The sequence below is a fragment of the Streptococcus sp. 27098_8_109 genome, from assembly GCF_041432295.1.
Taxonomy (GTDB): Bacteria; Bacillota; Bacilli; order Lactobacillales; family Streptococcaceae; genus Streptococcus.
The window spans coordinates 1-23,134 of sequence record NZ_JAPVZJ010000012.1; the positions used below are offsets into that span (position 1 = coordinate 1).

Genomic DNA, 23,134 nt, shown 5'->3' on the forward strand with positions numbered 1-23,134 from the left:
TTTTTCTTTTTGAAGGGGCAGCGGTAAGACGGTGTCCTATTTTTTTGATTAAAATAGAGGCAGTGAGTAGATTTTGAGATTCTTTGATTTTCATTGAGTATTAACATTACCCTTGAGGATGTCTATATTTTCTTTTTTAGCTTTACAAGATATCACGCCTTGTTGATGGATCTTTTTAGCAGGGAGTGTGATAGGGTTTATTTTATCGTTAGAAAAAAGAAGTTTTTCAGGTAAAAAAGTTTAACCTAGTAAGCTCAGAATTACTAGAAAATCTTCCAGATTTGATCTGTGTGACGACTGTGGCCTTGATTTTCATTGAGTATAAAGTAAATCATAGCTTATGTAATAATGATATTGCTTTGTAGACTTTTTTGACCTATAAAACTACATAAATGTTATTGTGTGTGATTATCTTACAAATTTATATCATAATACCTAAAACAAAATTAGAAAAATAATTGACAAAATGTTAAAAAAACTGTATATTTCAAACAGGTATATGATACAATTCCGAGAAAATCATTTGAACATAAAGAGTGAATGCGGTATTGGTGTTTTTACAAATTTACGATCTATTTAAAATAGATCAAAAAAGGCTCTTTGTCAACTGTAGTAGGTTGATCCAAAAATTGACGGTGACTGGTATTATTTCTCTAAAGAATATGGAATGAAGACTGGTTGGTTCCAAGTGGATGGCAAATGGTACTATGCATATAGTTCAGGAGCTCTTGCTGTCAGCACTACAATCAATGGTTACACAGTAAATGCCAACGGTGAGTGGGTTTAAAAGTGTAAAATTTACCATAGAAAATGTAAATAATGAAAAGAAAATAAAAAGAAAGCTTATAAAACAGGCCTTCTTTTTCTTTTACAAGAGGTATATTTGAAAATTAATATAAGCATATAAATGTAAAGATAAAATAACCTATTACTTGATTATATTTTTAGAAAGAGTTATAATAAACCCAAATATAATTCTAAAAAAGGGGTTTCACAAATGGATAAAAAGAAAATGATTTTAACTAGCTTGGCTAGTGTGGCTGTATTGGGAGCAGCATTTGCAGCATCTCAACCATCAGTCGTGAAAGCTGATGATTCTTCCAATGCAACTACTGCTTCAGCTCAACCAGCTGGCACAACTGATACATCAGCAACTAATTCAAATAGCACAACTAACCCTGCTGGAAATTCTGAGACAACAGAGCAACCAGCGGCTACTCAGCCAGCAGAAACTGGAGCTACTGACACTTCTAAATCAGAAGTTACAAGTCCAGAAATTAAAAAAGCTGAAGATGAAGCTAAAAAAGCTGAAGAAAAAGTTACTGAAGCTCAAGCTAAAGTAGATACAACTACTACTGCAGCTAACGAAGCTGATACAAAACTTGAAACTGAGAAAAAAGAAGCTACTGAAGCTGAAGCTGCAAAAACTGAAGCTGAAAAAGCTAAAACTGCAGCTGACGAAGAATTAGCTGCAGCAAAAACAAAAGCTGCTGAAGCTGACGCTAAAGCTAAAGAAAAAACTAAAAAAGAAGAAGACGCTAAGAAAGAAGAAGCTGATTCTAAAGATGCTCTATCAAAAGCTTTAGATCAATTAGAAAAAGATATCGATGCTGATGCTAAGATTACAAATAAAGAAGAAGCTAAAAAAGCATTAGGTAAAAAAGATATTTTAGCAGCTGTAGAATCTGGTGATTTAAAAGCTGGTGATGTTCTTGCTGAATTAGCAGATGATAATGAAAAAGCTGAAGCTAATAAAGAAACTGAGAAAAAATTAAGAAATAAAGACCAAGCTAATGAAGCTAACGTTGCAGCAACTCCAGCTGAAGAAGCTAAATCTAAAGATCAATTACCAGAAAACATTAAGGCTGGAATTGACAAAGCTGAAAAAGCCGATGCTGCTCGTCCTGCATCAGAAAAAGCTCAAGATAAAGCTGATGACTTAGGTGAAAAAGTTGATACGCTTAAAGAAGATGCTGATGCATTAAAAGCTGAAGAAGATAAAAAAGCTGAAGCTCTTAAAAAACAAGAAGATACATTAAAAGAAGCTGAAGAAGCTCTTAAATCAGCTACAGATAACGGTTCTGATTCTGATATTGTTTCTTCATTAGATAAAGCTGTTAAGGCGATTAAAAAAGAGCGTGATGCTGCACAAAATGCATTTGATCAAGCTGCTTCGGATACTAAAGCTGTTGCTGATGAGCTAAACAAACTTACTGATGAGTACAACAAAACTCTAGAAGAAGTGAAAGCTGCTAAAGAAAAAGAAGCTAACGAGCCAGCTAAACCAGTAGAAGAAGAGCCAGCTAAACCAGCAGAAAAAACAGAAGCTGAAAAAGCTGCTGAAGCTAAAGCAGAAGCCGATGCTAAAGTTGCTGAATTGCAGAAAAAAGCAGACGAAGCTAAAACAAAAGCAGATGAAGCTACAGCTAAAGCAGAAAAAGAAGCTGCTGATGTAAAAGCTGCACAAACTAAAAAAGAAGAAGCAGATAAAGCTAAAACTGAAGCAGAAACTGAATTAGCTACAGCTAAAGCAGAAGCTGAAAAAGCAAAAGCAAAAGTTGAAGAACTTAAAAAAGAAGAAGCTGAAACTAGAACTGCTCTTAAAGATGCATTAGATCAATTAGAAAAAGATATCGATGCTGATGCTAAGATTACAAATAAAGAAGAAGCTAAAAAAGCATTAGGTAAAGAAGATATTTTAGCTGCAGTTGAAAAAGGCGACTTAACTGCAGGAGATGTTCTTAAAGAATTAAAAGGTCAAAATGAGACTGCTGAAGCTAACAAAAATCAAGATCCACAAGCAGACGAAATTGGCGCTACAAAACAAGAAGGAAAACCTCTTGCTGAACTTCCTACTGCTGATAAAGAAAAATTAGACGCTGCTTACAACAAAGAAGCTTCTAAACCAATCGTTAAAAAACTTCAAGATATCGCTGATGATATCGCTGAAAAAATTGAAAAATTAACTAAAGTAGCTGATAAAGACAAGGCTGATGCTACTGAAAAAGCTAAAGCTGTAGAAGAAAAAAATGCTGCATTAGATAAACAAAAAGAAACTTTAGAAAAAGCTAAAACTGCACTTGCAACAGCTAAGAAAAACAATGCTGAACAATCTATCCAAGATGGATTACAAGATGCTGTAACTAGATTAGAAGCTGCTGTTGCTTCTGCTAAAACTGCTGCAGATGAAGCTCAAGCTAAATTCGACGAAGTTAACGAAGTAGTGAAAGCTTACAAAGATGCAATCGATGAACTAACTGATGATTACAACGCAACTTTAGGTTATATCGAAAACTTAAAAGAAGTTCCTAAAGGTGAAGCACCAAAAGACTTCGCAGGTGGAGTAAATGATGATGAAGCAATTACTGAGCCTGCTAAGGAAGCGGATGAGGTTCCAACGGTTCCTAATGCTCCAGAATTCAATGGTGGGGTAAATCCTGCTGACGCTCCTACAGCTGAAGAAAAACCTGAATTCACAGGTGGAGTAAACGATGAAGAAGCGCCTACAACACCAGCAACTCCAGAGTTCAATGGTGGTGTAAATGATGATAATGCTCCTACTCAACCTAATAATCCTGAATTCAACGGAGGAGTAAATGATACAACACCTCCTACTGAACCTAATAAACCAGAGGGAGAAGCTCCAAAACCATCTAAACCTGAAACTTCAAACGGAGATGCACTTGTACAACCAGAACTTCCAGAATTCAATGGTGGAGTGAATGATACAACACCTCCAACTCCTGCAAAACCTGAAGGAGAAGCTCCAAAACCAACTAAACCAGAAGCTTCAAACGGAGATGCACTTGTACAACCAGAACTTCCAGCATTCAAAGGCGGAGTTAACGCTGTTGAAGCTGCTGTTAATGAAGTTCCAGAGTTTGGTGTTAATAACCCTGAAATCAAAAAAATCTTAGACGAAATCTCTAAAGTAAAAGAGCAAATCAAAGACAGCGAAGAAAATGAAGGTGTTGAAGATTATTATAAAGATGGATTAAAAGATCGTCTAGCTGATTTAGAAGATGCCTTAAATACTTTAATTAATAATAAAGCTGAGGTTCTATCTGGAAGTAATGATACAGAAGACTTAAAAGTCACACGCTATGTTGATATTGCTACTAACGCTGATATTTTGAATGCTGAAGAAGGTCATTTCAAAGGTAAATCAATTGCAGGTTATACTTTTGTGAAATCTGAAGAAAAAGATGGTATTATTACTAACTATTACAAAAAAGTAACTAATCACTATTCTACTCCAAATTCAGACTCAAGACTAACACCAACTCCTGGAAATCCTGTTCCAAATGAATCACAAGCTCAACAAGCTCCAACGCCAGCTACTCCAGCAACTGAAGCTCCAACACCAGCTCCGGCTACACCAACAGCTGAAACCCCAGCAACTCCTGCGGTTACTACAACTGTAGCAGGTACTAATAAAGATAATACATATCAAGCTCCAGCTGCGAAAGTAGAAGATAAGAAAGAACTTCCTAACACTGGTGGTAAAGATAATGTTGCAGTTGCATCATTAGGATTCCTTGGATTACTCCTTGGTGCCCTTCCATTTGTGAAACGCAAAAACTAATTAGTTGAAGATATAAAAGAGAAGGATTATGACCTTCTCTTTTTGTGATATGGACTATAGTGAGAGTTCTATTGAAAGAAGAAAAAAGTGAACAAAACGATATTTTAGTCTTGTTCACTTTTATGTTGTTCTATAAACTTAGTCTCTATAATATTTGTAGTGGGTAAATCCCTATGGATATTATGGAGCCTATTTTGTTGTAGAAAAAAAGTTCCATAAGATCCATAATGAAAAGCGACCAAACAACTCATTAGAAAAATTCATATGGAACAATTACATTTTATCACAAAATTACTAGACATTAAAGACCCTAATATCCAAATTATAGATATCATCAATAGGGATTCCCACAAAGAAATCATTGCTAAACTGGATTATGAGGCTCCACTTTGCCCTAACTGTGGAATCCAAATGAAGAAATATGACTTTCAAAAACCGTCTAAGATTCCTTACCTTGAAACGACTGGTATGTCTACTAGAATTCTACTTAAAAAGCGTCGTTTCAAGTGCTATCAGTGCTTGAAAATGATGGTCGCTGAGACTCCTCTAGTAAAGAAAAATCATCAAATTTCTCGTGTCGTAAACCCAAAGAAGCTCTTGTAGTCTAGCAGTTGGTCTGCTTGACTGATGGCTCGCTCAGGTTGCTGGGTAAAGGGTTTGTTCCCGAAAAACTCCAACCATGGCTTACGAACCTCGTCTTTGATGGTTTCTCTGTATTTTTTTAATCTTATTTACAATGGTCTTTCAATAGTTCTTCAAACTCAGCGACCGTCATGCCTAGTTGCTCACTCGCAAATTCGGAAGTTAAAACATGTTGACGTACTAAATCTAGAAAGGTAAAGATTTGACCTTCAACTTTTCCACGCTCTAAACCTTGTTCAAGACCCTCAGCTCGCCCACGCTCTAAACCTTTTTCTTCAGCTTGTTCCAAGGCATAGTCCTGTGCTAACAAGGCTTGTTCTTCGCGTCTACGCTGTTCACTAAACATTTTCCTGTCCTCCTCGGACCAGCTCTTGTAGTCTAGCAGTTGGTCTGCCTGGCTAATGGCTCGCTCGGGTTGTTGGGTAAAGGGTTTATTCCCAAAAAATTCCAACCAGGGTTTGCGAACCTCGTCTTTGCTGGTTTCTCTATATTTTTTTAATTCCAAGAATGCCATCTTGACTAGATGGTTTTCTTGTCCATTGTTTGTAATTGTTAAAGCCTCACCTGTCGTGTCCTCGCGCATACTAAAGCTATGGAAAGCCAAGTCATCTTGGAAATAATTGCTATTCACGATTGCAATGGCATAAACGGGGGCGATGTGTTTGTAACTTTGATGTGTATCACCTTCTCGTTGACGAATTTTTTCGAGATTTTGATTGACCTGACTGCATAAGTAAGCCCACAAACGATTAATGAAAAAATTCTGATGATGCACTTGGATTTCGATAATAACCTGCGTGCCATTGTCTAACTCTGCCAAAACATCTATACTGGTATAGAAATCCTGCGCTGAGTACGGCAGGGAAGGCAAGACGTGAATGTTACTTCCCTCCAAAATCGTCACATTTTTTGCTGGTAAATCCAGCATATCGCGAATAAATTGACAAGTGATTTCTGGATTGCTAAAGATTTTCTTAGCAACCAAATCATTGGTTGGGCTGATACCCGGATGACGTACAGTCATATTGCTTCTCCTTTCATTATAGCACATTTTTAAATCTAGGTTTACTAGATTCTCTGGCTCTATCTATTTATTCGGAAAAAGGATGAAAAATACTCGGTCTGGCTCTTCCCAATGGTATTTTTTGGTGCTTTCCTTTATAATGGGTGTATGGATAAGAAAAAATTATTATTGATTGATGGGTCTTCTGTTGCTTTTCGAGCATTTTTTGCGCTCTATCAGCAGTTGGACCGTTTTAAGAATGCGGCTGGCTTGCATACCAATGCGATTTATGGCTTTCAGTTGATGTTAAGCCATTTGTTGGAGCGGGTTGAGCCGAGTCATATTTTGGTGGCTTTTGATGCGGGAAAGACGACCTTCCGTACAGAGATGTATGCGGACTATAAGGGTGGTCGGGCTAAGACTCCGGATGAGTTTCGTGAGCAATTTCCCTTTATTCGTGAGTTGCTGGATCATATGGGGATTCGTCATTATGAGTTGGCTCAGTATGAGGCGGATGACATCATTGGGACACTGGATAAACTAGCAGAGCAGAATGGTTTTGATATTACCATTATCAGTGGGGACAAGGATTTGATTCAGCTGACGGATGAGCATACGGTGGTTGAACTTTCCAAGAAAGGTGTGGCTGAGTTTGAGGCCTTTACGCCAGAATATCTCATGGAAAAGATGGGCATTACACCGACTCAGTTTATCGATCTCAAGGCGCTCATGGGTGATAAGTCGGATAATATCCCTGGGGTGACCAAAATCGGTGAAAAAACTGGTATCAAACTCTTGCTGGAGCATGGTTCGCTTGAGGGAATTTATGAAAATATTGATGGGATGAAGGCTTCTAAGATGAAGGAAAATCTCATCAATGATAAGGAACAGGCCTTTTTGTCGAAAAAACTGGCGACCATTGATACCGAGGCACCGGTTGAGATTGGTTTGGAGGATTTGGTCTATAGTGGTCCAGATGTGGAAAATCTTGGAAAATTCTACGATGAGATGGGCTTCAAACAGCTCAAACAGGCTTTAAATGTGTCATCAGCTGATGTGGCTGAGAGTTTGGACTTTACTATTGTTGACCAAATCAGTCAAAATATGCTGAGTGAAGAGTCTATCTTCCATTTTGAACTCTTTGGGGAGAATTACCATACGGATGATTTGGTTGGATTTGCCTGGTCTTGTGGGGATAAGCTCTATGCTACAGACAAGCTTGAGCTTTTGCAAGAGCCGATTTTCAAGGACTTTTTAGAAAAAACACCTCTGAGAGTTTATGACTTCAAGAAGGCTAAAGTTCTCTTGCATCGTTTGGGTGTGGATTTGCAGGCGCCTGCTTTTGACAGCCGATTGGCTAAATACCTCCTTTCGACTGTGGAGGACAATGAAATTGCGACCATCGCTAGTCTTTATGGTCAGACTTATTTGGTTGATGATGAGACTTTCTATGGTAAGGGAGTCAAGAAGACCCTTCCTGAACGTGAGAAATTCTTGGAGCATTTAGCTCGTAAGCTTGCTGTTTTGGTCGAAACAGAGCCTATATTGCTGGAAAAACTCAGCGAAAATGGGCAATTAGAGCTTCTTTATGATATGGAGCAACCTCTAGCCTTTGTCCTTGCCAAGATGGAAATTGCTGGGATTACGGTCAAGAAAGAGACCTTGCTTGAGATGCAGGCTGAAAATGAGCTTGTCATTGAAAAACTCACTCAGGAGATTTACGAACTGGCTGGTGAGGAGTTTAATATCAACTCGCCTAAGCAATTGGGTGTACTTCTCTTTGAAAAATTGGGACTTCCTCTAGAATACACTAAGAAAACTAAGACTGGATACTCGACAGCGGTGGATGTGTTGGAGCGCCTGGCTCCTATTGCTCCGATTGTTAAGAAAATCCTAGACTATCGTCAGATTGCTAAGATTCAATCCACTTATGTGATTGGCTTGCAGGACTGGATTTTGGCTGATGGCAAGATTCATACTCGCTATGTTCAGGATTTGACCCAGACTGGACGTCTGTCTAGTGTGGATCCAAACTTGCAAAATATCCCTGTTCGCTTGGAACAAGGTCGTCTCATTCGTAAGGCTTTTGTGCCAGAGTGGGAGGATAGTGTTCTGCTCAGCTCCGACTATTCACAGATTGAATTGCGCGTTTTGGCGCATATCTCTAAGGATGAGCACTTGATTAAGGCATTCCAAGAGGGGGCGGATATCCATACCTCAACAGCCATGAGGGTCTTTGGCATTGAGCGTCCTGAGGATGTGACTGCAAACGACCGTCGAAATGCCAAAGCAGTTAACTTTGGAGTGGTTTACGGGATTTCCGACTTTGGCTTGTCTAATAATTTGGGCATTAGCCGTAAGGAGGCCAAGGCCTACATTGATACCTACTTTGAACGCTTCCCAGGTATTAAAAACTACATGGATGAAGTGGTGCGTGAGGCGCGTGATAAGGGCTATGTAGAGACCCTCTTTAAGCGTCGTCGTGAGTTGCCAGATATCAATTCGCGCAACTTCAACATTCGTGGTTTTGCAGAGCGGACAGCTATCAACTCTCCTATCCAGGGTTCGGCAGCAGATATTCTCAAGATTGCCATGATTCAGCTGGATAAAGCCTTGGTTGCAGGTGGTTATCAGACTAAGATGCTGTTGCAAGTGCACGATGAAATCGTACTTGAAGTTCCTAAATCTGAACTGACAGAGATGAAAAAATTGGTCAAACAAACCATGGAAGAAGCCATTCAACTTAGTGTTCCCCTTATCGCAGATGAAAATGAAGGGGCAACCTGGTACGAGGCTAAATAAAAAGGGGGCTAGTCCTCCTTTTTTGTAGTAGAATTATGCAAGCCTTTTCAAAATGTGCTATACTGATGAAAAAGGAGGATTTCTATGAGTCAAGAATTTATCAATCCAAGTGATGGCGTGATTCGTCAGTATCTCGCAACGAGTAAAACCCTTGCTGTGGTGGGCTTGTCTGACCGTGAGGAAACAACCAGTAATCGAGTGACCAAGGAAATGCAGGCTCGGGGTTATAAAATTATCCCAGTCAATCCCAAGGCGGCAGGTGGTGAAATCTTGGGTGAAAAGGCCTATGCTAGCCTAGCTGAGATTCCTTTTCCTGTAGATATTGTCAATGTTTACCGGCGCAGTGAGTTTTTGCCAGATGTGGCGCGTGATTTTCTCAAAGCTGATGCCAAGATTTTTTGGGCACAGCTAGGACTTGAAAGTCTAGAAGCGGAAGAGATCTTGCGTGCTGGTGGATGTGATGATATCGTGATGAATCGTTGCATCAAGAGAGAACACACACGCTTGATTGAGGAAGCATAAGAAAAAGGTAGCTGGTGGGCTACCTTTTGTGTTATACTCAATGAAAATCAAAGAGCAAAGAGGAAACTAGCCGCAGGTTGCTCAAAAAACTGTTTTGAGGTTGCAGATAGAACTGACGAAGTCAGCTCAAAACACTGTTTTGAGGTTGTAGATAAGACTGACGAAGTCAGTCACATACCTACGGCAAGGCGACGTTGACGTGGTTTGGAGAGATTTTCGAAGAGTTTAGAAAATACCGATAAGGGTCTGCATACCAAGACTAGTGAGGATGATGGCAATCCAGCAGATGGCTCCGAGAAGAATGGATTTTCCACTGGATTTGACCATAGCGACCAGATTGGTTTTGAGACCGATAGCACTCATGGCCATGACAATAAGGAATTTAGAGAGTTGTTTGAGAGGGGTAAAGAAACTACTGGACACACCTAGAGAGGTGAGTAGTGTAGTGAGGAGAGAGGCAAGGATAAAGTAAAGGATAAAAAGTGGGAAGACTTTTTTCAGTTGTAGGCTTTGCTTGTTTTCTTGTTGGCGACTTTGCCAGTAGGATAGAAAGAGCGTGATAGGGATAATGGCCAAAGTACGTGTGAGTTTAACAATGGTTGCAGACTCGAGGGTATTGGTCTGGTAGAGACTATCCCAGGCGCTAGCTGTGGCGGTTACAGAGGAAGTATCATTGACTGCAGTTCCTGCAAAGAGGGCGAAGCCGTCATTGGATAGATGAAGCCAGGTGCCGAGGGTTGGAAAGATGAGCGCAGCCAAGACATTGAAGAAAAAGATAACGGAGATGGCTTGGGCTACTTCCTTTTCCTTAGCATGGATAACGGGCGCTGTTGCCGCAATGGCAGAGCCCCCACAGATAGAAGAACCCACTCCAATCAAGGTAGCCAGTTTTGTGTCCAGTGCAAAGAAGCGCTGGAAGAGGTAGGCAACAAGCAAGGCTATTGAAATGGTGGACAGGATGACAGGGAGTGAAGATTGTCCGACTGCGAAGACTTGCGAGATATTGAGACCAAAACCAAGCAAGATAACGGCATACTGGAGCAATTTTTTAGAACTAAAGGTTAATCCCGCATCCAGTTGTTTATAGGACGAGAGAAAGGGATGTAGGAGCATGCCTATGAAAATGGCAAAAACGGGCGCGCCAATAACAGGGAAGAATCCTCCTAAGTACCAAGATAGAATGGAAATGAGAAGGCAGGCCAAGATGCCTGCTCCATTTTTTGATAGAAATGACATAAAAACCTCCAAATAGAATCTGTTACCATTATAGACCTGTAGAGAGGAAAAGTAAAATAGAAAGTGGAGCTAACAATTATTTGACAAGTAGTGCTAATTATGTAATAATAATCCTACAAGAACTGTAACGAAGTCTTGGCAAAAACAAAAATACCAGAGCTCCACCTCTGGTATTTCTTTTTGTCCAGTTACATTAAAACTAAACTCAGGTTATATTTTTTTGTCGCGCTTATCTAACCACTTTCTGACTATCCACTCAGAAATGACATTACCGGTAATAGTAATCAGTAATGGTGCTAGAATAACTGTAACGAAGATTAGCAAAAACTCACCTCCAAACTAAGTTCGTTAGTGGAGTTGCGACAAATCCATTTTAACATACTTCAATTTGTCATGCTAGCGTTATTCTATCATGTATTTTTGCGGTCGGGGGGCTTTTGTAGTATAATAGAGATACGTTTTGAAAGTAGGAGGTATCTATGGACTTAACTAAGCGCTTTAATAAACAGTTAGATAAGATTCAAGTTTCGTTGATTCGTCAGTTTGACCAGGCTATTTCTGAGATTCCTGGGGTCTTGCGTTTGACCTTGGGGGAACCTGATTTTACAACGCCAGACCATGTCAAGGAGGCGGCCAAACGAGCGATTGACCAGAACCAATCCTACTATACAGGGATGAGTGGCCTGCTGACTCTACGTCAGGCAGCCAGTGACTTTGTTAAGGAAAAGTACCAACTGGACTATGCTCCTGAAAATGAAATCTTGGTTACAATTGGGGCGACAGAGGCTTTATCTGCTACTTTGACGGCTATTTTGGAAGAGGGAGACAAGGTACTTTTGCCAGCTCCTGCCTATCCAGGTTATGAACCGATTGTCAATCTAGTTGGGGCAGAGATTGTCGAGATTGACACAACTGAAAATGGTTTTGTCTTGACTCCTGAAATGTTGGAGAAGGCCATTTTGGAGCAGGGAGACAAGCTCAAGGCGGTTATTCTCAACTATCCGGCTAATCCGACAGGAATTACCTATAGTCGGGAGCAGTTGGAAGACTTGGCAGCTGTTTTACGCAAGTACGAAATTTTTGTTGTCTGTGATGAGGTTTACTCAGAATTGACCTACACAGGCGAAGCCCATGTGTCTCTGGGAACCATGTTGAGAGATCAGGCTATTATTATCAATGGTCTATCTAAATCACATGCCATGACAGGTTGGCGTTTGGGTCTGATTTTTGCTCCTGCAGCCTTTACAGCTCAGTTGATTAAGAGTCACCAGTACTTGGTGACTGCCGCAAATACTATGACTCAACATGCTGCGGTAGAAGCCTTGACGGCTGGTAAAAATGATGCGGAACCTATGAAGAAGGAATACATCCAGCGTCGAGATTATATTATCGAGAAAATGACTGCTCTTGGTTTTGAGATTATCAAACCAGACGGTGCCTTTTATATCTTTGCTAAGATTCCAGCAGGATATAATCAAGATTCTTTTGCTTTTCTGAAGGATTTTGCTCAGAAGAAGGCTGTTGCCTTTATCCCTGGTGCTGCCTTTGGGCGTTATGGAGAAGGTTATGTTCGCCTGTCTTATGCAGCCAGCATGGAGACGATCAAAGAAGCAATGAAACGACTTGAGGAGTACATGAGAGAAGCATGATTCAGTCTATCACGAGTCAAGGCTTGGTGCTCTACAATCGTAACTTTCGTGAGGATGACAAGCTAGTCAAGATTTTTACAGAGAAGGCTGGCAAGCGCATGTTTTTCGTTAAACATGCTGGCCAGTCTAAGCTGGCGCCGGTTATTCAGCCCTTGGTGCTGGCACGATTTCTCTTGCGAATCAATGATGATGGGCTTAGTTACATTGAGGACTATCATGAGGTGATGACTTTTCCCAAGATTAATAGTGACCTCTTTGTCATGGCTTATGCGACCTATGTGGCAGCTCTTGCAGATGCTAGTTTGCAGGACAATCAGCAGGATGCTTCCTTGTTTGCTTTTTTGCAAAAGACTTTGGAGTTGATGGAAGCGGGCTTGGATTATCAGGTTTTGACCAATATTTTTGAAATTCAAATCTTGACCCGATTTGGAATTAGTTTCAATTTTAATGAGTGTGTCTTTTGTCATCGGGTTGGTCAGGCTTTTGATTTTTCTTTCAAATATGGAGCCTGTCTCTGTCCAGACCATTATCATGAGGATGAGAGACGTTGCCATATCAATCCCAACATCCCTTATCTGCTTAATCAATTTCAAGCCATTGATTTTGAGACCTTGGAGACCATTTCGCTCAAGCCTGAAATCAAGCAAGAGCTACGCCAATTTATGGATCAACTCTACGAAGAGTACGTTGGGATTCACCTAAAATCAAAGAAATTTATTGATTCCCTAGCAGACTGGGGTCAATTACTAAAAGAGGAAAACAAATGAAAAAAATCGCAGTAGATGCAATGGGGGGCGATTATGCACCTCAGGCCATCGTTGAGGGGGTCAATCAAGCCCTGGCTGACTTTTCAGATATTGAGGTTCAACTCTATGGAGATGAAGCTAAAATCAAGCAATATCTGACAGCGACAGAGCGCGTCAGCATTATCCATACGGATGAAAAGATTGATTCAGACGATGAACCTACGAGAGCTATTCGGAAGAAGAAAAATGCCAGTATGGTATTGGCAGCCAAGGCTGTCAAAGAGGGTGAAGCAGACGCTGTCCTCTCGGCTGGGAATACAGGTGCTTTGTTGGCGGCTGGATTCTTCATCGTGGGTCGTATCAAGAATATCGACCGTCCTGGGCTTATGTCGACCTTGCCGACTGTAGATGGGAAGGGTTTTGACATGCTGGACCTCGGTGCCAATGCGGAGAATACAGCCCAGCACCTCCATCAATACGCTATTCTGGGTTCCTTCTATGCTAAAAATGTTCGTGGCATTGCGCAACCTCGTGTTGGCTTGCTTAACAATGGAACAGAGAGTAGCAAGGGTGACCCGCTTCGTAAGGAAACTTACGAATTACTAGCAGCTGATGAAAGTTTGAACTTTATCGGAAATGTGGAAGCGCGTGATTTGATGAATGGCGTTGCGGATGTTGTTGTGGCAGATGGTTTCACGGGAAACGCTGTGCTCAAATCCATTGAAGGGACAGCCATGGGAATTATGGGCTTGCTCAAGACAGCTATTACAGGTGGTGGTCTTCGAGCGAAATTAGGCGCCCTCCTTCTCAAGGACAGCCTCAGAGGTTTGAAAAAACAGCTTAACTATTCTGATGTTGGTGGAGCGGTCTTGTTTGGTGTCAAGGCACCTGTTATCAAGACTCATGGCTCAAGCGATGCCAAGGCTGTTTATAGTACAATTCGCCAGATTCGTACCATGCTAGAAACAGACGTAGTTGCCCAGACTGCGCGTGAATTTTCAGGAGAATAAAAGAGATGACAGAAAAAGAAATTTTTGACCGTATTGTGACTATTATCCAAGAGCGACAGGGAGAGGACTTTGTCGTGACAGAATCCTTGAGTCTGAAAGACGATTTGGATGCTGACTCCGTTGACTTGATGGAGTTTATCTTGACACTGGAAGATGAATTTAGCATCGAAATCAGTGATGAGGAAATTGACCAACTCCAAAATGTAGGAGATGTGGTTAAGATCATTCAAGCAAAATAAAGATAAGAAGTTCCAAGGCATTTGCTTTGGAATTTTTCTTTGATTCAAGTGACCGTTTAGGAACAAATTTAGTCTTTCTAGGGACAGGAGAGATATGAAAACAAATAAGGGATATAATGAAATCAGAAAAATCAATCTCCAAAAAGGAGAAAAAAGAAAGGATTTTCACGATGAAAAAATATCTTTATTCTAGTTTGTTAGTTCTTGCAGGAGGCGTTCTCCTAGCAAATACTACGGTAGCCTATGCTGATTCCCCATCAGCAAGTGAGAAAGAAGCGATTGCTCAATTAGTTAATCAAGGCAAGATAAAAGCTGAAGAAGCTGATCAAGTAAAATTGATTGGTTTTGAAGATAAAGAAACCCAAGCAGAGGGAAATCAAGAGAAGAAAGCTTTCAATCAATATCGTGATCCGAAAGGAACATGGATGCAAACCAATGGTAAATGGTGGTTTAAATACGGTTCAGGTGGTTATGCTAAAAATTGGGAACAATTAGATGGCAAGTGGTACTATTTTGATGACCAAGGATGGATGAAAGAAAATACTTGGATTCAACCTGATGGTAATTATTACTACTTATCTGCTAGTGGTGCTATGGTCACTGGTTATCAACGTGTGAATGGTACACCATACTTCTTTAGAGCCAGTGGTGTATGGGTAGAAAATCGTGGACAGGCACTTGGTGAATATGCCGAGACATTTGTAGGGAAAATCCCATATGTTTGGGGTGGGGCAGATTTGAATAGTGGCGTAGATTGCTCAGGATTTACGATGGCTATTCATGCTAAGTTCGATATTAGTATTCCTAGAGTGACCTATGGTCAAGCAACAGGAGGAAGTTATGTAAGTAATGGTTCTCAACAAGCTGGAGATTTGATTTTGTATAATAGTGAAGAGACAAATGACCATGTAGGTATTTATGTTGGTGGTGGAAAGGTAGTTCATGCTCCATATCCAGGTCAATATGTTTCTTATATGGATCAATACGGTATTACTCAAAATACAATTCGTAGATATTGGTAATATTGTCTAATCTTTCACAATATTATTGACTTTGATTATGAAAAGTATTAGAATATAGCTAAATAAAGAGGGGAAACCCTCCTATAGCTATTCAATAAAGGAGGAAATGGCTATGAAAAAATCTAAACTACTCACACTTGGTTTGCTTGCAGGTGCTGCTCTACTTTTGTCTATCAACCAAGCACAAGCTGCAGATACTTGGGTTAAAAATGGTGCTGACTGGAATCTTTCACAAGATGGCAGTCTAGCTAAGGATAAATGGGTACAAAATGCTGGCTCATGGTATCACTTCGACGGCACTGGTAAAATGCAGACAGGCTGGCTCAAAGACGGAAATACATGGTATTCCCTAGCAGATAGTGGCGCTATGCGTACTGGCTGGTACAAGGAAGGTAACACATGGTACTCACTGGCAGATAGTGGTGCTATGCGCACAGGTTGGTACAAAGAAGGGTCTACTTGGTACTACCTAAAAGGCAGTGGCGCTATGGCAACAGGATGGGCAACTGCAAATGGTCAATGGTCTTACTTTGAAAAATCAGGTGCAATGGTCGCAGATAGAGCTGTTCCAGCCAGTGATGGGGAAAGTTATGTCATTGGTAAGGATGGCTATCTAGCAAATAGAAAAGATTCTGGATACAATATTCATGATATTGTCAAACTTGGAGATGGGCAAGAATATTTGCTAAATGCTAAAGGTGACGATGTTATTATTGAAAAAAATGCTTGGTATATCAGACCAGAGTTCAAGAAGTTTTCCGACAAATATGGGGATGAGGTTTCAAATACAACCTTAGCTCTGGTAGATAATAAAGATGAAGGACAAGAAATTGATTCTAAGGCAGTTGTACAGAACTTCCAAAACTTACCAAATCGTTACTACTTTGATGAAAATGGACATCGTGTGGTTAATATCCCAGCAATGACAACCTATTCAGAGATTAAAAAAGTTGGCAATGATGTCTATTTAGAAAATCCAGGTGCACGACTTCGTCTTGGAGCTACTAACTTTACAATCAATAACAATAAACTATACTATTTAGAAAATGAGCAAGGTAAGCTCAAAACAGGTTACTTTGTATTAATTGATGATGGAGCAACCACTACACACCATCATATCCTAGCCTATGCGGATCAATCTGGTGAAATTCTTAAGATGAAACGCTTGCCATCAGGAGTTTCAAATTTCCTTGATAAAGAAATTGATGGTTTATATGGTGAAAAAATTAAAATTGAATCTCCACACTCAAACGAATATTATAAAGTGGTCGTGGTTAAATAAAAATAATATCTTCACAACTAATTGTTAACACTCTAACCAATATACCATTTTCAGGAGGCTTTAGATTTCTTGTATTTTAAAAGGAAACTAAAGCCTTTTGTAGATGGAGCAGGGGATAGAGTTATCTATAAAATAATGAAAAGGAGTCTGTCATGGAAATGAAAAATATATTTGTAGAATTGGAGCAATTTGAAGAGTTAACCCCAGAGGTATTGGAGGAAGTGAATGGTGGAGGGATTTTTGAAGATATTTACCATTGGCTACATCTACTCCCAGAGCCAAGATAGTATTTTGATTAAAATGTGTTAACTAAACAGATTTATGATTATATTACTTGAATTTTTAGTGTTTATATTGATTTTAATCAATATTTTAGCTCCTCCGATTTATCTAGGTAGTCAACTCTCTAAAGCATTTTATGACAAACGCTCTATATTTCTTTGGGTAGTTTTTCAGCTATTTGCTACCTTCGTTTTTCCGAGTTTCTTGCATGTTGGCAATTTATTATTCTTTTATATAATATTTTGGATTGTGTTAAAGAAAAAGAAGAAGGAAGCTCTCTTTCTTGCCCTTTATCTATTTATGTTTTATCAAAGTATTCGATATTTGATTTTGACATTTATAATACGATTGATATTTGACTACTCTGAACTATCTGATTTCTTGCATAGTGGATTTAATTCTGTATTTAGTTTGATTTCGTTGTTTTTGTCTGTTGTCATTTTAAGACGATGGGGAATTGATCTCAATATATTATTTTTAGATAAATTTCAATCGTTAGTGACGAAAAGTATGTGGATCTTATCCTTATTGTTTGGTTTCAGACTGTTTTCATCCATCATGTCTGGAGGATGTAATCCTTTCTACGTTCGTTTTGACACGACCATTTCTCTCTTAATTTTCATTCTCTTTTTCTCTTGGCTCTTTTACATCAAGCATTTGGAGCAGGTTTATCGTGATGAGCAAACCATTAAGAGACAGGAAGATGAAAATCGTTCCTTGCAAGGGATGGTGGACAAGCTGGGTCATCTCTATGATGAGGTTCGCGGTTTTCGTCATGATTTTGCAGGGATTGTCGCCAGTATGGAGCCTGCTATAGCTAATCAAGATATGGCTGAGGTGTCTACCATTTATCAAGATGTCTTTCTAAAGACCAATGAAAAGCTGAGGAAGGCGGATTACACGGCCTTTAATCTTCATAATATCCATGATATAGCTATTCGCAATACCTTGGCAAAAGCCATGATTGTGGCTGATAATCAGGGAATTCATTTTAGTTTGGAGACGGTGGGGGTCGTAGAAGAGCTGGCATTGCCGATGTTGGAGGCTATCCGTATCCTCTCTATCCTCACGACAAATGCCTTAGAGGCAGCGAGCGAGGCTGAAAATCCGCAGATTCGGGTTGCTTTATTGGCAGGTGATAGGAGTGTCCGTTTTATCATTGAAAACACTCGTAAGAAAGAAGAACTGAATCCCAGCATTCTCAGTCAAAAGGGTTACTCTACCAAGGGAAACCACAGTGGACTGGGCTTAGCGACCTTGGAGGATATGGTTTTTCATTATGATTTAAACTTAGATACCCAGCTAGGAGAGACGACCTTTAGACAAGATTTAGAATTGCCATTTAAGGATGAGAAACGAGGGGGAGAGGAATGAGAATTTTAGTTTTGGAAGACGATAGAGTCCAGCAAGGACGGATAGAGCAGACTTTGCTAGATATTGGTCGCTCTCGCAATTTGAGATTGGAAATTGATATTGCCAAAAACTATGGAGATGTTGAAAAGTATTCTCAGTATTTTGACCATTATCAGCTCTATTTATTGGATTTAGAGATTGATGGAGAGCGTGAACGGGGCTTTCAAGTTGCTCAACAGGTTCGGGAGCGGGATCCTTTTACAAGCATTGTCTTTGTGTCTACGCACTCGGAGGCCTTGCCTCTAGCTTTTCGCTATCACTTGTCTGCCTTGGATTTTATTTCCAAGGATCAGCCAGAGGAGGATTACCGTCATCAGCTGGAACGCTGTCTGGACTATGTACTGGCAGTGGACAAGAGGGAAAATATGCGTCTCTTTACCTATAGTTTTGAGGGAAGACGGGGCTTTACTCTGCCCTACCATGAGATTTTAGCCTTTGAAACCTCAGTGGAATCCCATCGTATCAAGGTCTATTATGCCAATCACTCTATCAAGACCATTTATGGCAGTCTCAAGGATATCGCTGCCAAGGCTGAAAAAGATTACTTTGTCTATGCTAATCGCAATACTTTAGTCAGTTTACAGGCCATTGAAGAGATGACTGCCACAGAAGTGACCTTGTTAGAAGGTTTGCATTTCCCCGTATCACGAACAGCCAGAAGAACCCTTAAAAAACATCTCAATGTCTAATATCTGTTAGACTTGGATGAGTTTATCAATAAGAATGTCGGAAAATTTTCTGATATTCTTATTTTTTTGACTTCTTTTTCGAATAGATAGGTAAGAGGAGAAGGAAAGGAGCCTAGTTCATGTATCTACCAATTTTTTATCCGTGGTTCATTAAGTTGTTGTTTTTGAAATAAATTTAATTTAGTTGTGTATTTTCGGATTATTTTTCGAATAAATAAGTAAGAGGAAAAAAGAAAGGAGTCTACGCGATGTATTTACCAATCTTATTGCCATGGTTTATCAAATGGTATTTAAAATAAATGAAATTTACCTGTTTATTTTAAATCACTTCTCAAAAATATAAGTGAGAAGAAAAGGAAAGGAATAAAATAATGAAAGAACATTATTACGGATTTATTGAGCTAACTTCGGAAGAATTGACCGATATTCAAGGTGGAGAAAATTGGACGAAGACCCTTGCAGATTGGTACATTGGATTTCGTAGAGGTTTAGGTTTTTAGGAGGATAAGCGATGAATGACAAGTATACTATTAAAGTATTAAAGGAAAGCGACTTAGCCTTGCTGGTTGGTGGTAGTAAGGAAAGTTATCAAGGGGGTCTAATTACAGGTCTATTGTTACGTAGTGTATTTATTGGAACCCCATTTTTTAGAAGATAAGATTTAGAAAAAATAGAACAAGAGGAGAAAAAGATGATAAATTTTGACAAAATGGAACAGAACTTTGTAGCTCTTACAGAAGAAGAGTTGATGAATGTGGATGGAGGAATTATTCCGATAGCAGTAGCAGCTAGTATTATTGCAGGTTCAGCATTTGCAGGTTTGAGTGCAGGTGTAGCTATTGGAATTAGTCGAAACAAGAGATAAAGAGAGAATAAATGAAGCTTTCAAACGAATTTGCGGCTATTATTATATCAGCCTCAGGAATAGTGGGTTTATTAGTAGGAGTAGCTATTGGATTAGCTAGTATTATTTAAAAAGGAGTATATCATGCAAAATTTGAATCAATTTGAAATCGTAGACCAAAATGAATTAGAGCAAGTACAAGGTGGAGTAGGTTTATTGATTGTTATTGGAGGCTCATTACTTGCTGCAGGTGGAGCTGGAGTAGCGGGTTATTGGCTATCGCGTACGTTTGGTTAATATATTTAAAGGAGTAGGTAGGATATGAAAAAATTAGAAGAAAAATTTGAAATCATGGCAGAAGCAGATTTGGCTAGTACCGAGGGCGGACTTATTATTACTACTTCTACAGCTATCGCTTGGGGTGTTTTAGGAGTCGTTACCTATATGTACGGTCGTCATCTAGGAAGCAGACGTTAAATTTAATAATTTGATACAAAGGATGTAAGAAAAACTATGAATCGTAACTTAGAACGGTGTTATCTATTCTGACCATGAATAGATCATACCAGAGGTGGCTTAGAAATAGCAGGGACATTAAAAATTGAATTAACTTTAAATAGGATGTCGTAAAGGTTGCTATCAATGATTTATTTGTCCCAAGCTTGCCTAGGGTGACAGTAAAACATCAATTTCCTTTCATACCATATTTTTAGTAGGTAGGACGTTTGTTCTGCCTATTTTTTATCCAAAAAGTGCATTTGGGAGGTAGATAGGCGCATTTGGGAAGGAAGTCCAGTTTTTGTTTGGGGATTGGGGTAAGATAGTTGTTATCAGATGAGTTTATACTCTTCGAAAATCAAATTCAAACCACGTCAACGTCGCCTTGCCGTATATATGTGATTGACTTCGTCAGTCTTATATACAACCTCAAAACAGTGTTTTGAGCAGCCTGCGGCTAGTTTTCTAGTTTGCTCTTTGATTTTCATTGAGTATTAGGAAAAAGGAGATGAATATGAAATTTGGGAAACGTCACTATCGTCCGCAAGTGGATCAGATGGACTGCGGTGTAGCTTCATTAGCCATGGTTTTTGGTTACTATGGTAGTTATTATTCTTTGGCACACTTACGAGAATTGGCCAAGACGACCATGGATGGGACGACGGCTTTGGGCTTGGTCAAGGTGGCAGAGGAGATTGGTTTTGAGACGCGAGCAATTAAGGCGGATATGACGCTTTTTGACTTGCCAGATTTGACTTTTCCTTTTGTTGCTCATGTGCTTAAGGAAGGGAAATTGCTCCACTACTATGTGGTGACTGGGCAGGACAAGGATAGCATTCATATTGCCGATCCAGATCCTGGGGTGAAATTGACCAAACTGCCACGTGAGCGTTTTGCGGAAGAATGGACAGGAGTGACTCTTTTTATGGCACCTAGTCCAGACTACAAGCCTCATAAGGATCAAAAGAATGGTCTGCTCTCTTTTATCCCTATATTAGTGAAGCAGCGTGGCTTGATTGCCAATATCGTTTTGGCAACACTCTTGGTAACCTTGATTAATATTGTGGGTTCTTATTATCTGCAGTCTATCATTGATACCTATGTGCCAGATCAGATGCGTTCGACGCTTGGGATTATTTCTATTGGGCTGGTGATTGTTTATATTCTTCAGCAGATCTTGTCTTACGCTCAGGAGTATCTCTTATTGTTTTGGGGCAACGCTTATCGATTGATGTGATTTTGTCCTATATCAAGCATGTTTTTCACCTGCCTATGTCCTTCTTTGCGACACGCAGGACAGGGGAGATCGTGTCTCGTTTTACAGATGCTAATAGTATCATTGATGCGCTGGCTTCGACCATTCTTTCGATTTTCCTAGATGTGTCAACGGTTGTCATTATTTCCCTTGTTTTATTTTCACAAAATACCAATCTCTTTTTCATAACCTTATTGGCACTTCCTATCTATACAGTGATTATCTTTGCCTTTATGAAGCCGTTTGAAAAGATGAATCGGGATACCATGGAAGCCAATGCGGTTCTGTCTTCTTCTATCATTGAGGACATCAACGGTATTGAGACTATCAAGTCTTTGACCAGTGAAAGTCAGCGTTACCAAAAGATTGACAAGGAATTTGTGGATTATCTGAAAAAATCCTTTACCTATAGTCGGGCAGAGAGTCAGCAAAAGGCTCTGAAAAAAGTTGCCCATCTCTTACTCAATGTCGGCATTCTCTGGATGGGAGCTGTTCTGGTCATGGATGGCAAGATGAGTTTGGGGCAGTTGATTACCTATAATACCTTGCTGGTTTACTTTACAAATCCTTTGGAAAATATCATCAATCTGCAAACCAAGCTTCAGACAGCACAGGTTGCTAATAACCGTCTAAATGAAGTATATCTGGTAGCTTCGGAGTTTGAGGAGAAGAAAACGGTTGAGGATTTGAGCTTGATGAAGGGAGATATGACCTTCAAGCAGGTTTCTTACAAGTATGGCTATGGTCGAGACGTCTTGTTGGATATCAATTTGACCATTCCCCAAGGTTCTAAGGTGGCTTTTGTGGGGATTTCAGGGTCAGGTAAGACGACCTTGGCCAAGATGATGGTTAATTTTTACGACCCAAGTCAAGGGGAGATTAGTCTGGGTGGTGTCAATCTCAATCAGATTGATAAAAAGGCCTTGCGCCAGTATATCAACTATCTGCCTCAACAGCCCTATGTCTTTAACGGAACGATTTTGGACAATCTTCTTTTGGGAGCCAAGGAGGGGACGACACAGGAAGATATCTTACGGGCGGTCGAATTGGCAGAGATTCGGGAGGACATTGAGCGCATGCCACTGAATTACCAGACAGAATTGACTTCGGATGGGGCAGGGATCTCAGGTGGTCAACGTCAGAGAATTGCTCTGGCACGTGCTCTCTTGACAGATGCGCCGGTCTTGATCTTGGATGAGGCGACCAGCAGTTTGGATATTCTGACAGAGAAGCGAATTGTCGATAATCTTATGGCTTTAGATAAGACCTTGATTTTCATCGCTCACCGCTTGACCATTGCTGAGCGGACAGAGAAGGTTGTTGTCTTGGATCAGGGCAAGATTGTTGAAGAAGGAAATCATGCTGATTTGCTTGCACAGGGTGGTTTTTACGCCCATTTGGTCAATAGCTAGAAA

19 protein-coding genes and 4 pseudogenes are annotated in these 23,134 nt (G+C 40.0%); 20 read left to right on the forward strand and 3 right to left on the reverse strand.

Annotated features, from left to right (window positions below):
• Positions 1 to 634 precede the first annotated feature (634 nt).
• From O3664_RS05950 to O3664_RS05960, 3 genes and pseudogenes are all read left to right on the forward strand, one after another.
• Positions 635 to 787, forward strand: a pseudogene (locus O3664_RS05950) (N-acetylmuramoyl-L-alanine amidase family protein); the annotation flags it as partial.
• 210 nt (positions 788 to 997) lie between these two features.
• The gene (locus O3664_RS05955; RefSeq protein WP_371613776.1) at positions 998 to 4,585 is read left to right on the forward strand and encodes an SIALI-17 repeat-containing surface protein; all 3,588 of its coding nucleotides are present in this window, start codon (positions 998 to 1,000) and stop codon (positions 4,583 to 4,585) included.
• 264 nt (positions 4,586 to 4,849) lie between these two features.
• Positions 4,850 to 5,176, forward strand: a pseudogene (locus O3664_RS05960) (transposase family protein); the annotation flags it as partial.
• Here the strand turns inward: O3664_RS05960 and O3664_RS05965 are convergent.
• A pseudogene (locus O3664_RS05965) lies at positions 5,176 to 5,316 on the reverse strand (flagellar assembly protein H domain protein); the annotation flags it as partial. The pseudogenes O3664_RS05960 and O3664_RS05965 sit on opposite strands and share 1 nt — an antisense overlap.
• The gene (locus tag O3664_RS05970; protein WP_371613777.1) at positions 5,313 to 6,251 is read right to left on the reverse strand and encodes an Rpn family recombination-promoting nuclease/putative transposase; all 939 of its coding nucleotides are present in this window, start codon (positions 6,249 to 6,251) and stop codon (positions 5,313 to 5,315) included. The pseudogene O3664_RS05965 and the gene O3664_RS05970, both read right to left, overlap by 4 nt.
• Before the next feature lie 147 nt (positions 6,252 to 6,398).
• Between O3664_RS05970 and polA the strand changes: the two genes are divergently transcribed.
• Both polA and O3664_RS05980 read left to right on the forward strand, forming a co-directional pair.
• Positions 6,399 to 9,032, forward strand: coding sequence for a DNA polymerase I (gene polA, locus O3664_RS05975; RefSeq protein ID WP_371613778.1), 2,634 nt, complete (start codon positions 6,399 to 6,401; stop codon positions 9,030 to 9,032).
• Between the two features lie 84 nt (positions 9,033 to 9,116).
• Positions 9,117 to 9,554, forward strand: a complete 438-nt coding sequence (locus O3664_RS05980) for a CoA-binding protein (protein ID WP_000076477.1) — start codon at positions 9,117 to 9,119, stop codon at positions 9,552 to 9,554.
• Positions 9,555 to 9,779: 225 nt separating this feature from the next.
• Here the strand turns inward: O3664_RS05980 and O3664_RS05985 are convergent, their stop codons facing one another.
• Complete coding sequence (locus tag O3664_RS05985) at positions 9,780 to 10,790, reverse strand: YeiH family protein (RefSeq protein WP_371613779.1); 1,011 nt, start codon at positions 10,788 to 10,790, stop codon at positions 9,780 to 9,782.
• A 479-nt stretch (positions 10,791 to 11,269) separates the two neighbouring features.
• Between O3664_RS05985 and O3664_RS05990 the strand changes: the two genes are divergently transcribed.
• The 15 genes and pseudogenes from O3664_RS05990 to comA all read left to right on the forward strand — a co-directional run bounded on the left by O3664_RS05990 (position 11,270) and on the right by comA (position 23,131).
• The gene (locus tag O3664_RS05990; RefSeq protein WP_261019055.1) at positions 11,270 to 12,439 is read left to right on the forward strand and encodes a pyridoxal phosphate-dependent aminotransferase; all 1,170 of its coding nucleotides are present in this window, start codon (positions 11,270 to 11,272) and stop codon (positions 12,437 to 12,439) included.
• Complete coding sequence (gene recO, locus O3664_RS05995) at positions 12,436 to 13,206, forward strand: DNA repair protein RecO (RefSeq protein WP_024058073.1); 771 nt, start codon at positions 12,436 to 12,438, stop codon at positions 13,204 to 13,206. The genes O3664_RS05990 and recO overlap by 4 nt, the downstream gene beginning before the upstream one ends.
• Entirely contained in the window at positions 13,203 to 14,195 is a 993-nt protein-coding gene (gene plsX, locus O3664_RS06000; RefSeq protein ID WP_004257703.1) for a phosphate acyltransferase PlsX, read from the forward strand. The genes recO and plsX overlap by 4 nt, the downstream gene beginning before the upstream one ends.
• A 5-nt stretch (positions 14,196 to 14,200) precedes the next feature.
• Positions 14,201 to 14,434: an acyl carrier protein gene (locus O3664_RS06005; RefSeq protein ID WP_004257707.1), complete on the forward strand. Its 234-nt coding sequence runs from the start codon at positions 14,201 to 14,203 to the stop codon at positions 14,432 to 14,434.
• Positions 14,435 to 14,604: 170 nt separating this feature from the next.
• Positions 14,605 to 15,456: a C40 family peptidase gene (locus O3664_RS06010; protein ID WP_023947430.1), complete on the forward strand. Its 852-nt coding sequence runs from the start codon at positions 14,605 to 14,607 to the stop codon at positions 15,454 to 15,456.
• A 112-nt stretch (positions 15,457 to 15,568) separates the two neighbouring features.
• Complete coding sequence (locus O3664_RS06015) at positions 15,569 to 16,738, forward strand: N-acetylmuramoyl-L-alanine amidase family protein (RefSeq protein ID WP_004257714.1); 1,170 nt, start codon at positions 15,569 to 15,571, stop codon at positions 16,736 to 16,738.
• A gap of 152 nt (positions 16,739 to 16,890) precedes the next feature.
• Positions 16,891 to 17,025, forward strand: coding sequence for a ComC/BlpC family leader-containing pheromone/bacteriocin (locus tag O3664_RS06020; RefSeq protein ID WP_004257719.1), 135 nt, complete (start codon positions 16,891 to 16,893; stop codon positions 17,023 to 17,025).
• Positions 17,026 to 17,530: 505 nt separating this feature from the next.
• Positions 17,531 to 18,394 (forward strand): GHKL domain-containing protein, encoded by an 864-nt coding sequence (locus tag O3664_RS06025; protein ID WP_371613780.1) that lies wholly within the window; start codon positions 17,531 to 17,533, stop codon positions 18,392 to 18,394.
• Positions 18,391 to 19,122 (forward strand): response regulator transcription factor, encoded by a 732-nt coding sequence (locus O3664_RS06030; RefSeq protein ID WP_001221869.1) that lies wholly within the window; start codon positions 18,391 to 18,393, stop codon positions 19,120 to 19,122. The genes O3664_RS06025 and O3664_RS06030 overlap by 4 nt, the downstream gene beginning before the upstream one ends.
• 371 nt (positions 19,123 to 19,493) lie before the next feature.
• Positions 19,494 to 19,622 (forward strand): smi_0059.1 family bacteriocin-like peptide, encoded by a 129-nt coding sequence (locus O3664_RS06035; RefSeq protein ID WP_049546404.1) that lies wholly within the window; start codon positions 19,494 to 19,496, stop codon positions 19,620 to 19,622.
• A gap of 11 nt (positions 19,623 to 19,633) precedes the next feature.
• Positions 19,634 to 19,780: a hypothetical protein gene (locus O3664_RS06040; protein ID WP_049546405.1), complete on the forward strand. Its 147-nt coding sequence runs from the start codon at positions 19,634 to 19,636 to the stop codon at positions 19,778 to 19,780.
• A gap of 33 nt (positions 19,781 to 19,813) precedes the next feature.
• Positions 19,814 to 19,987 carry a class IIb bacteriocin, lactobin A/cerein 7B family gene (locus O3664_RS06045; RefSeq protein ID WP_261033041.1) on the forward strand — a complete coding sequence of 58 codons (174 nt, stop codon included), beginning with the start codon at positions 19,814 to 19,816 and terminating at the stop codon, positions 19,985 to 19,987.
• A 123-nt stretch (positions 19,988 to 20,110) separates the two neighbouring features.
• Positions 20,111 to 20,263 (forward strand): class IIb bacteriocin, lactobin A/cerein 7B family, encoded by a 153-nt coding sequence (locus O3664_RS06050; protein ID WP_001180497.1) that lies wholly within the window; start codon positions 20,111 to 20,113, stop codon positions 20,261 to 20,263.
• Positions 20,264 to 20,287: 24 nt separating this feature from the next.
• On the forward strand, positions 20,288 to 20,443 hold the full coding sequence (locus O3664_RS06055; protein WP_000732248.1) for a hypothetical protein: 156 nt from the start codon (positions 20,288 to 20,290) through the stop codon (positions 20,441 to 20,443).
• Positions 20,444 to 20,978: 535 nt separating this feature from the next.
• Positions 20,979 to 23,131, forward strand: a pseudogene (comA, locus tag O3664_RS06060) (peptide cleavage/export ABC transporter ComA).
• The last annotated feature ends 3 nt before the right edge of the window (positions 23,132 to 23,134 follow it).

What these genes read in the sequence shown, in the direction of transcription:
- O3664_RS05955 (WP_371613776.1), top strand. Translation starts at nt 998, where the DNA reads ATGGATAAAAAGAAAATGATTTTAACTAGCTTGGCTAGTGTGGCTGTA.
- O3664_RS05970 (WP_371613777.1), bottom strand. Translation starts at nt 6,251, where the DNA reads ATGACTGTACGTCATCCGGGTATCAGCCCAACCAATGATTTGGTTGCT.
- polA (WP_371613778.1), top strand. Translation starts at nt 6,399, where the DNA reads ATGGATAAGAAAAAATTATTATTGATTGATGGGTCTTCTGTTGCTTTT.
- O3664_RS05980 (WP_000076477.1), top strand. Translation starts at nt 9,117, where the DNA reads ATGAGTCAAGAATTTATCAATCCAAGTGATGGCGTGATTCGTCAGTAT.
- O3664_RS05985 (WP_371613779.1), bottom strand. Translation starts at nt 10,790, where the DNA reads ATGTCATTTCTATCAAAAAATGGAGCAGGCATCTTGGCCTGCCTTCTC.
- O3664_RS05990 (WP_261019055.1), top strand. Translation starts at nt 11,270, where the DNA reads ATGGACTTAACTAAGCGCTTTAATAAACAGTTAGATAAGATTCAAGTT.
- recO (WP_024058073.1), top strand. Translation starts at nt 12,436, where the DNA reads ATGATTCAGTCTATCACGAGTCAAGGCTTGGTGCTCTACAATCGTAAC.
- plsX (WP_004257703.1), top strand. Translation starts at nt 13,203, where the DNA reads ATGAAAAAAATCGCAGTAGATGCAATGGGGGGCGATTATGCACCTCAG.
- O3664_RS06005 (WP_004257707.1), top strand. Translation starts at nt 14,201, where the DNA reads ATGACAGAAAAAGAAATTTTTGACCGTATTGTGACTATTATCCAAGAG.
- O3664_RS06010 (WP_023947430.1), top strand. Translation starts at nt 14,605, where the DNA reads ATGAAAAAATATCTTTATTCTAGTTTGTTAGTTCTTGCAGGAGGCGTT.
- O3664_RS06015 (WP_004257714.1), top strand. Translation starts at nt 15,569, where the DNA reads ATGAAAAAATCTAAACTACTCACACTTGGTTTGCTTGCAGGTGCTGCT.
- O3664_RS06020 (WP_004257719.1), top strand. Translation starts at nt 16,891, where the DNA reads ATGGAAATGAAAAATATATTTGTAGAATTGGAGCAATTTGAAGAGTTA.
- O3664_RS06025 (WP_371613780.1), top strand. Translation starts at nt 17,531, where the DNA reads ATGTGGATCTTATCCTTATTGTTTGGTTTCAGACTGTTTTCATCCATC.
- O3664_RS06030 (WP_001221869.1), top strand. Translation starts at nt 18,391, where the DNA reads ATGAGAATTTTAGTTTTGGAAGACGATAGAGTCCAGCAAGGACGGATA.
- O3664_RS06035 (WP_049546404.1), top strand. Translation starts at nt 19,494, where the DNA reads ATGAAAGAACATTATTACGGATTTATTGAGCTAACTTCGGAAGAATTG.
- O3664_RS06040 (WP_049546405.1), top strand. Translation starts at nt 19,634, where the DNA reads ATGAATGACAAGTATACTATTAAAGTATTAAAGGAAAGCGACTTAGCC.
- O3664_RS06045 (WP_261033041.1), top strand. Translation starts at nt 19,814, where the DNA reads ATGATAAATTTTGACAAAATGGAACAGAACTTTGTAGCTCTTACAGAA.
- O3664_RS06050 (WP_001180497.1), top strand. Translation starts at nt 20,111, where the DNA reads ATGCAAAATTTGAATCAATTTGAAATCGTAGACCAAAATGAATTAGAG.
- O3664_RS06055 (WP_000732248.1), top strand. Translation starts at nt 20,288, where the DNA reads ATGAAAAAATTAGAAGAAAAATTTGAAATCATGGCAGAAGCAGATTTG.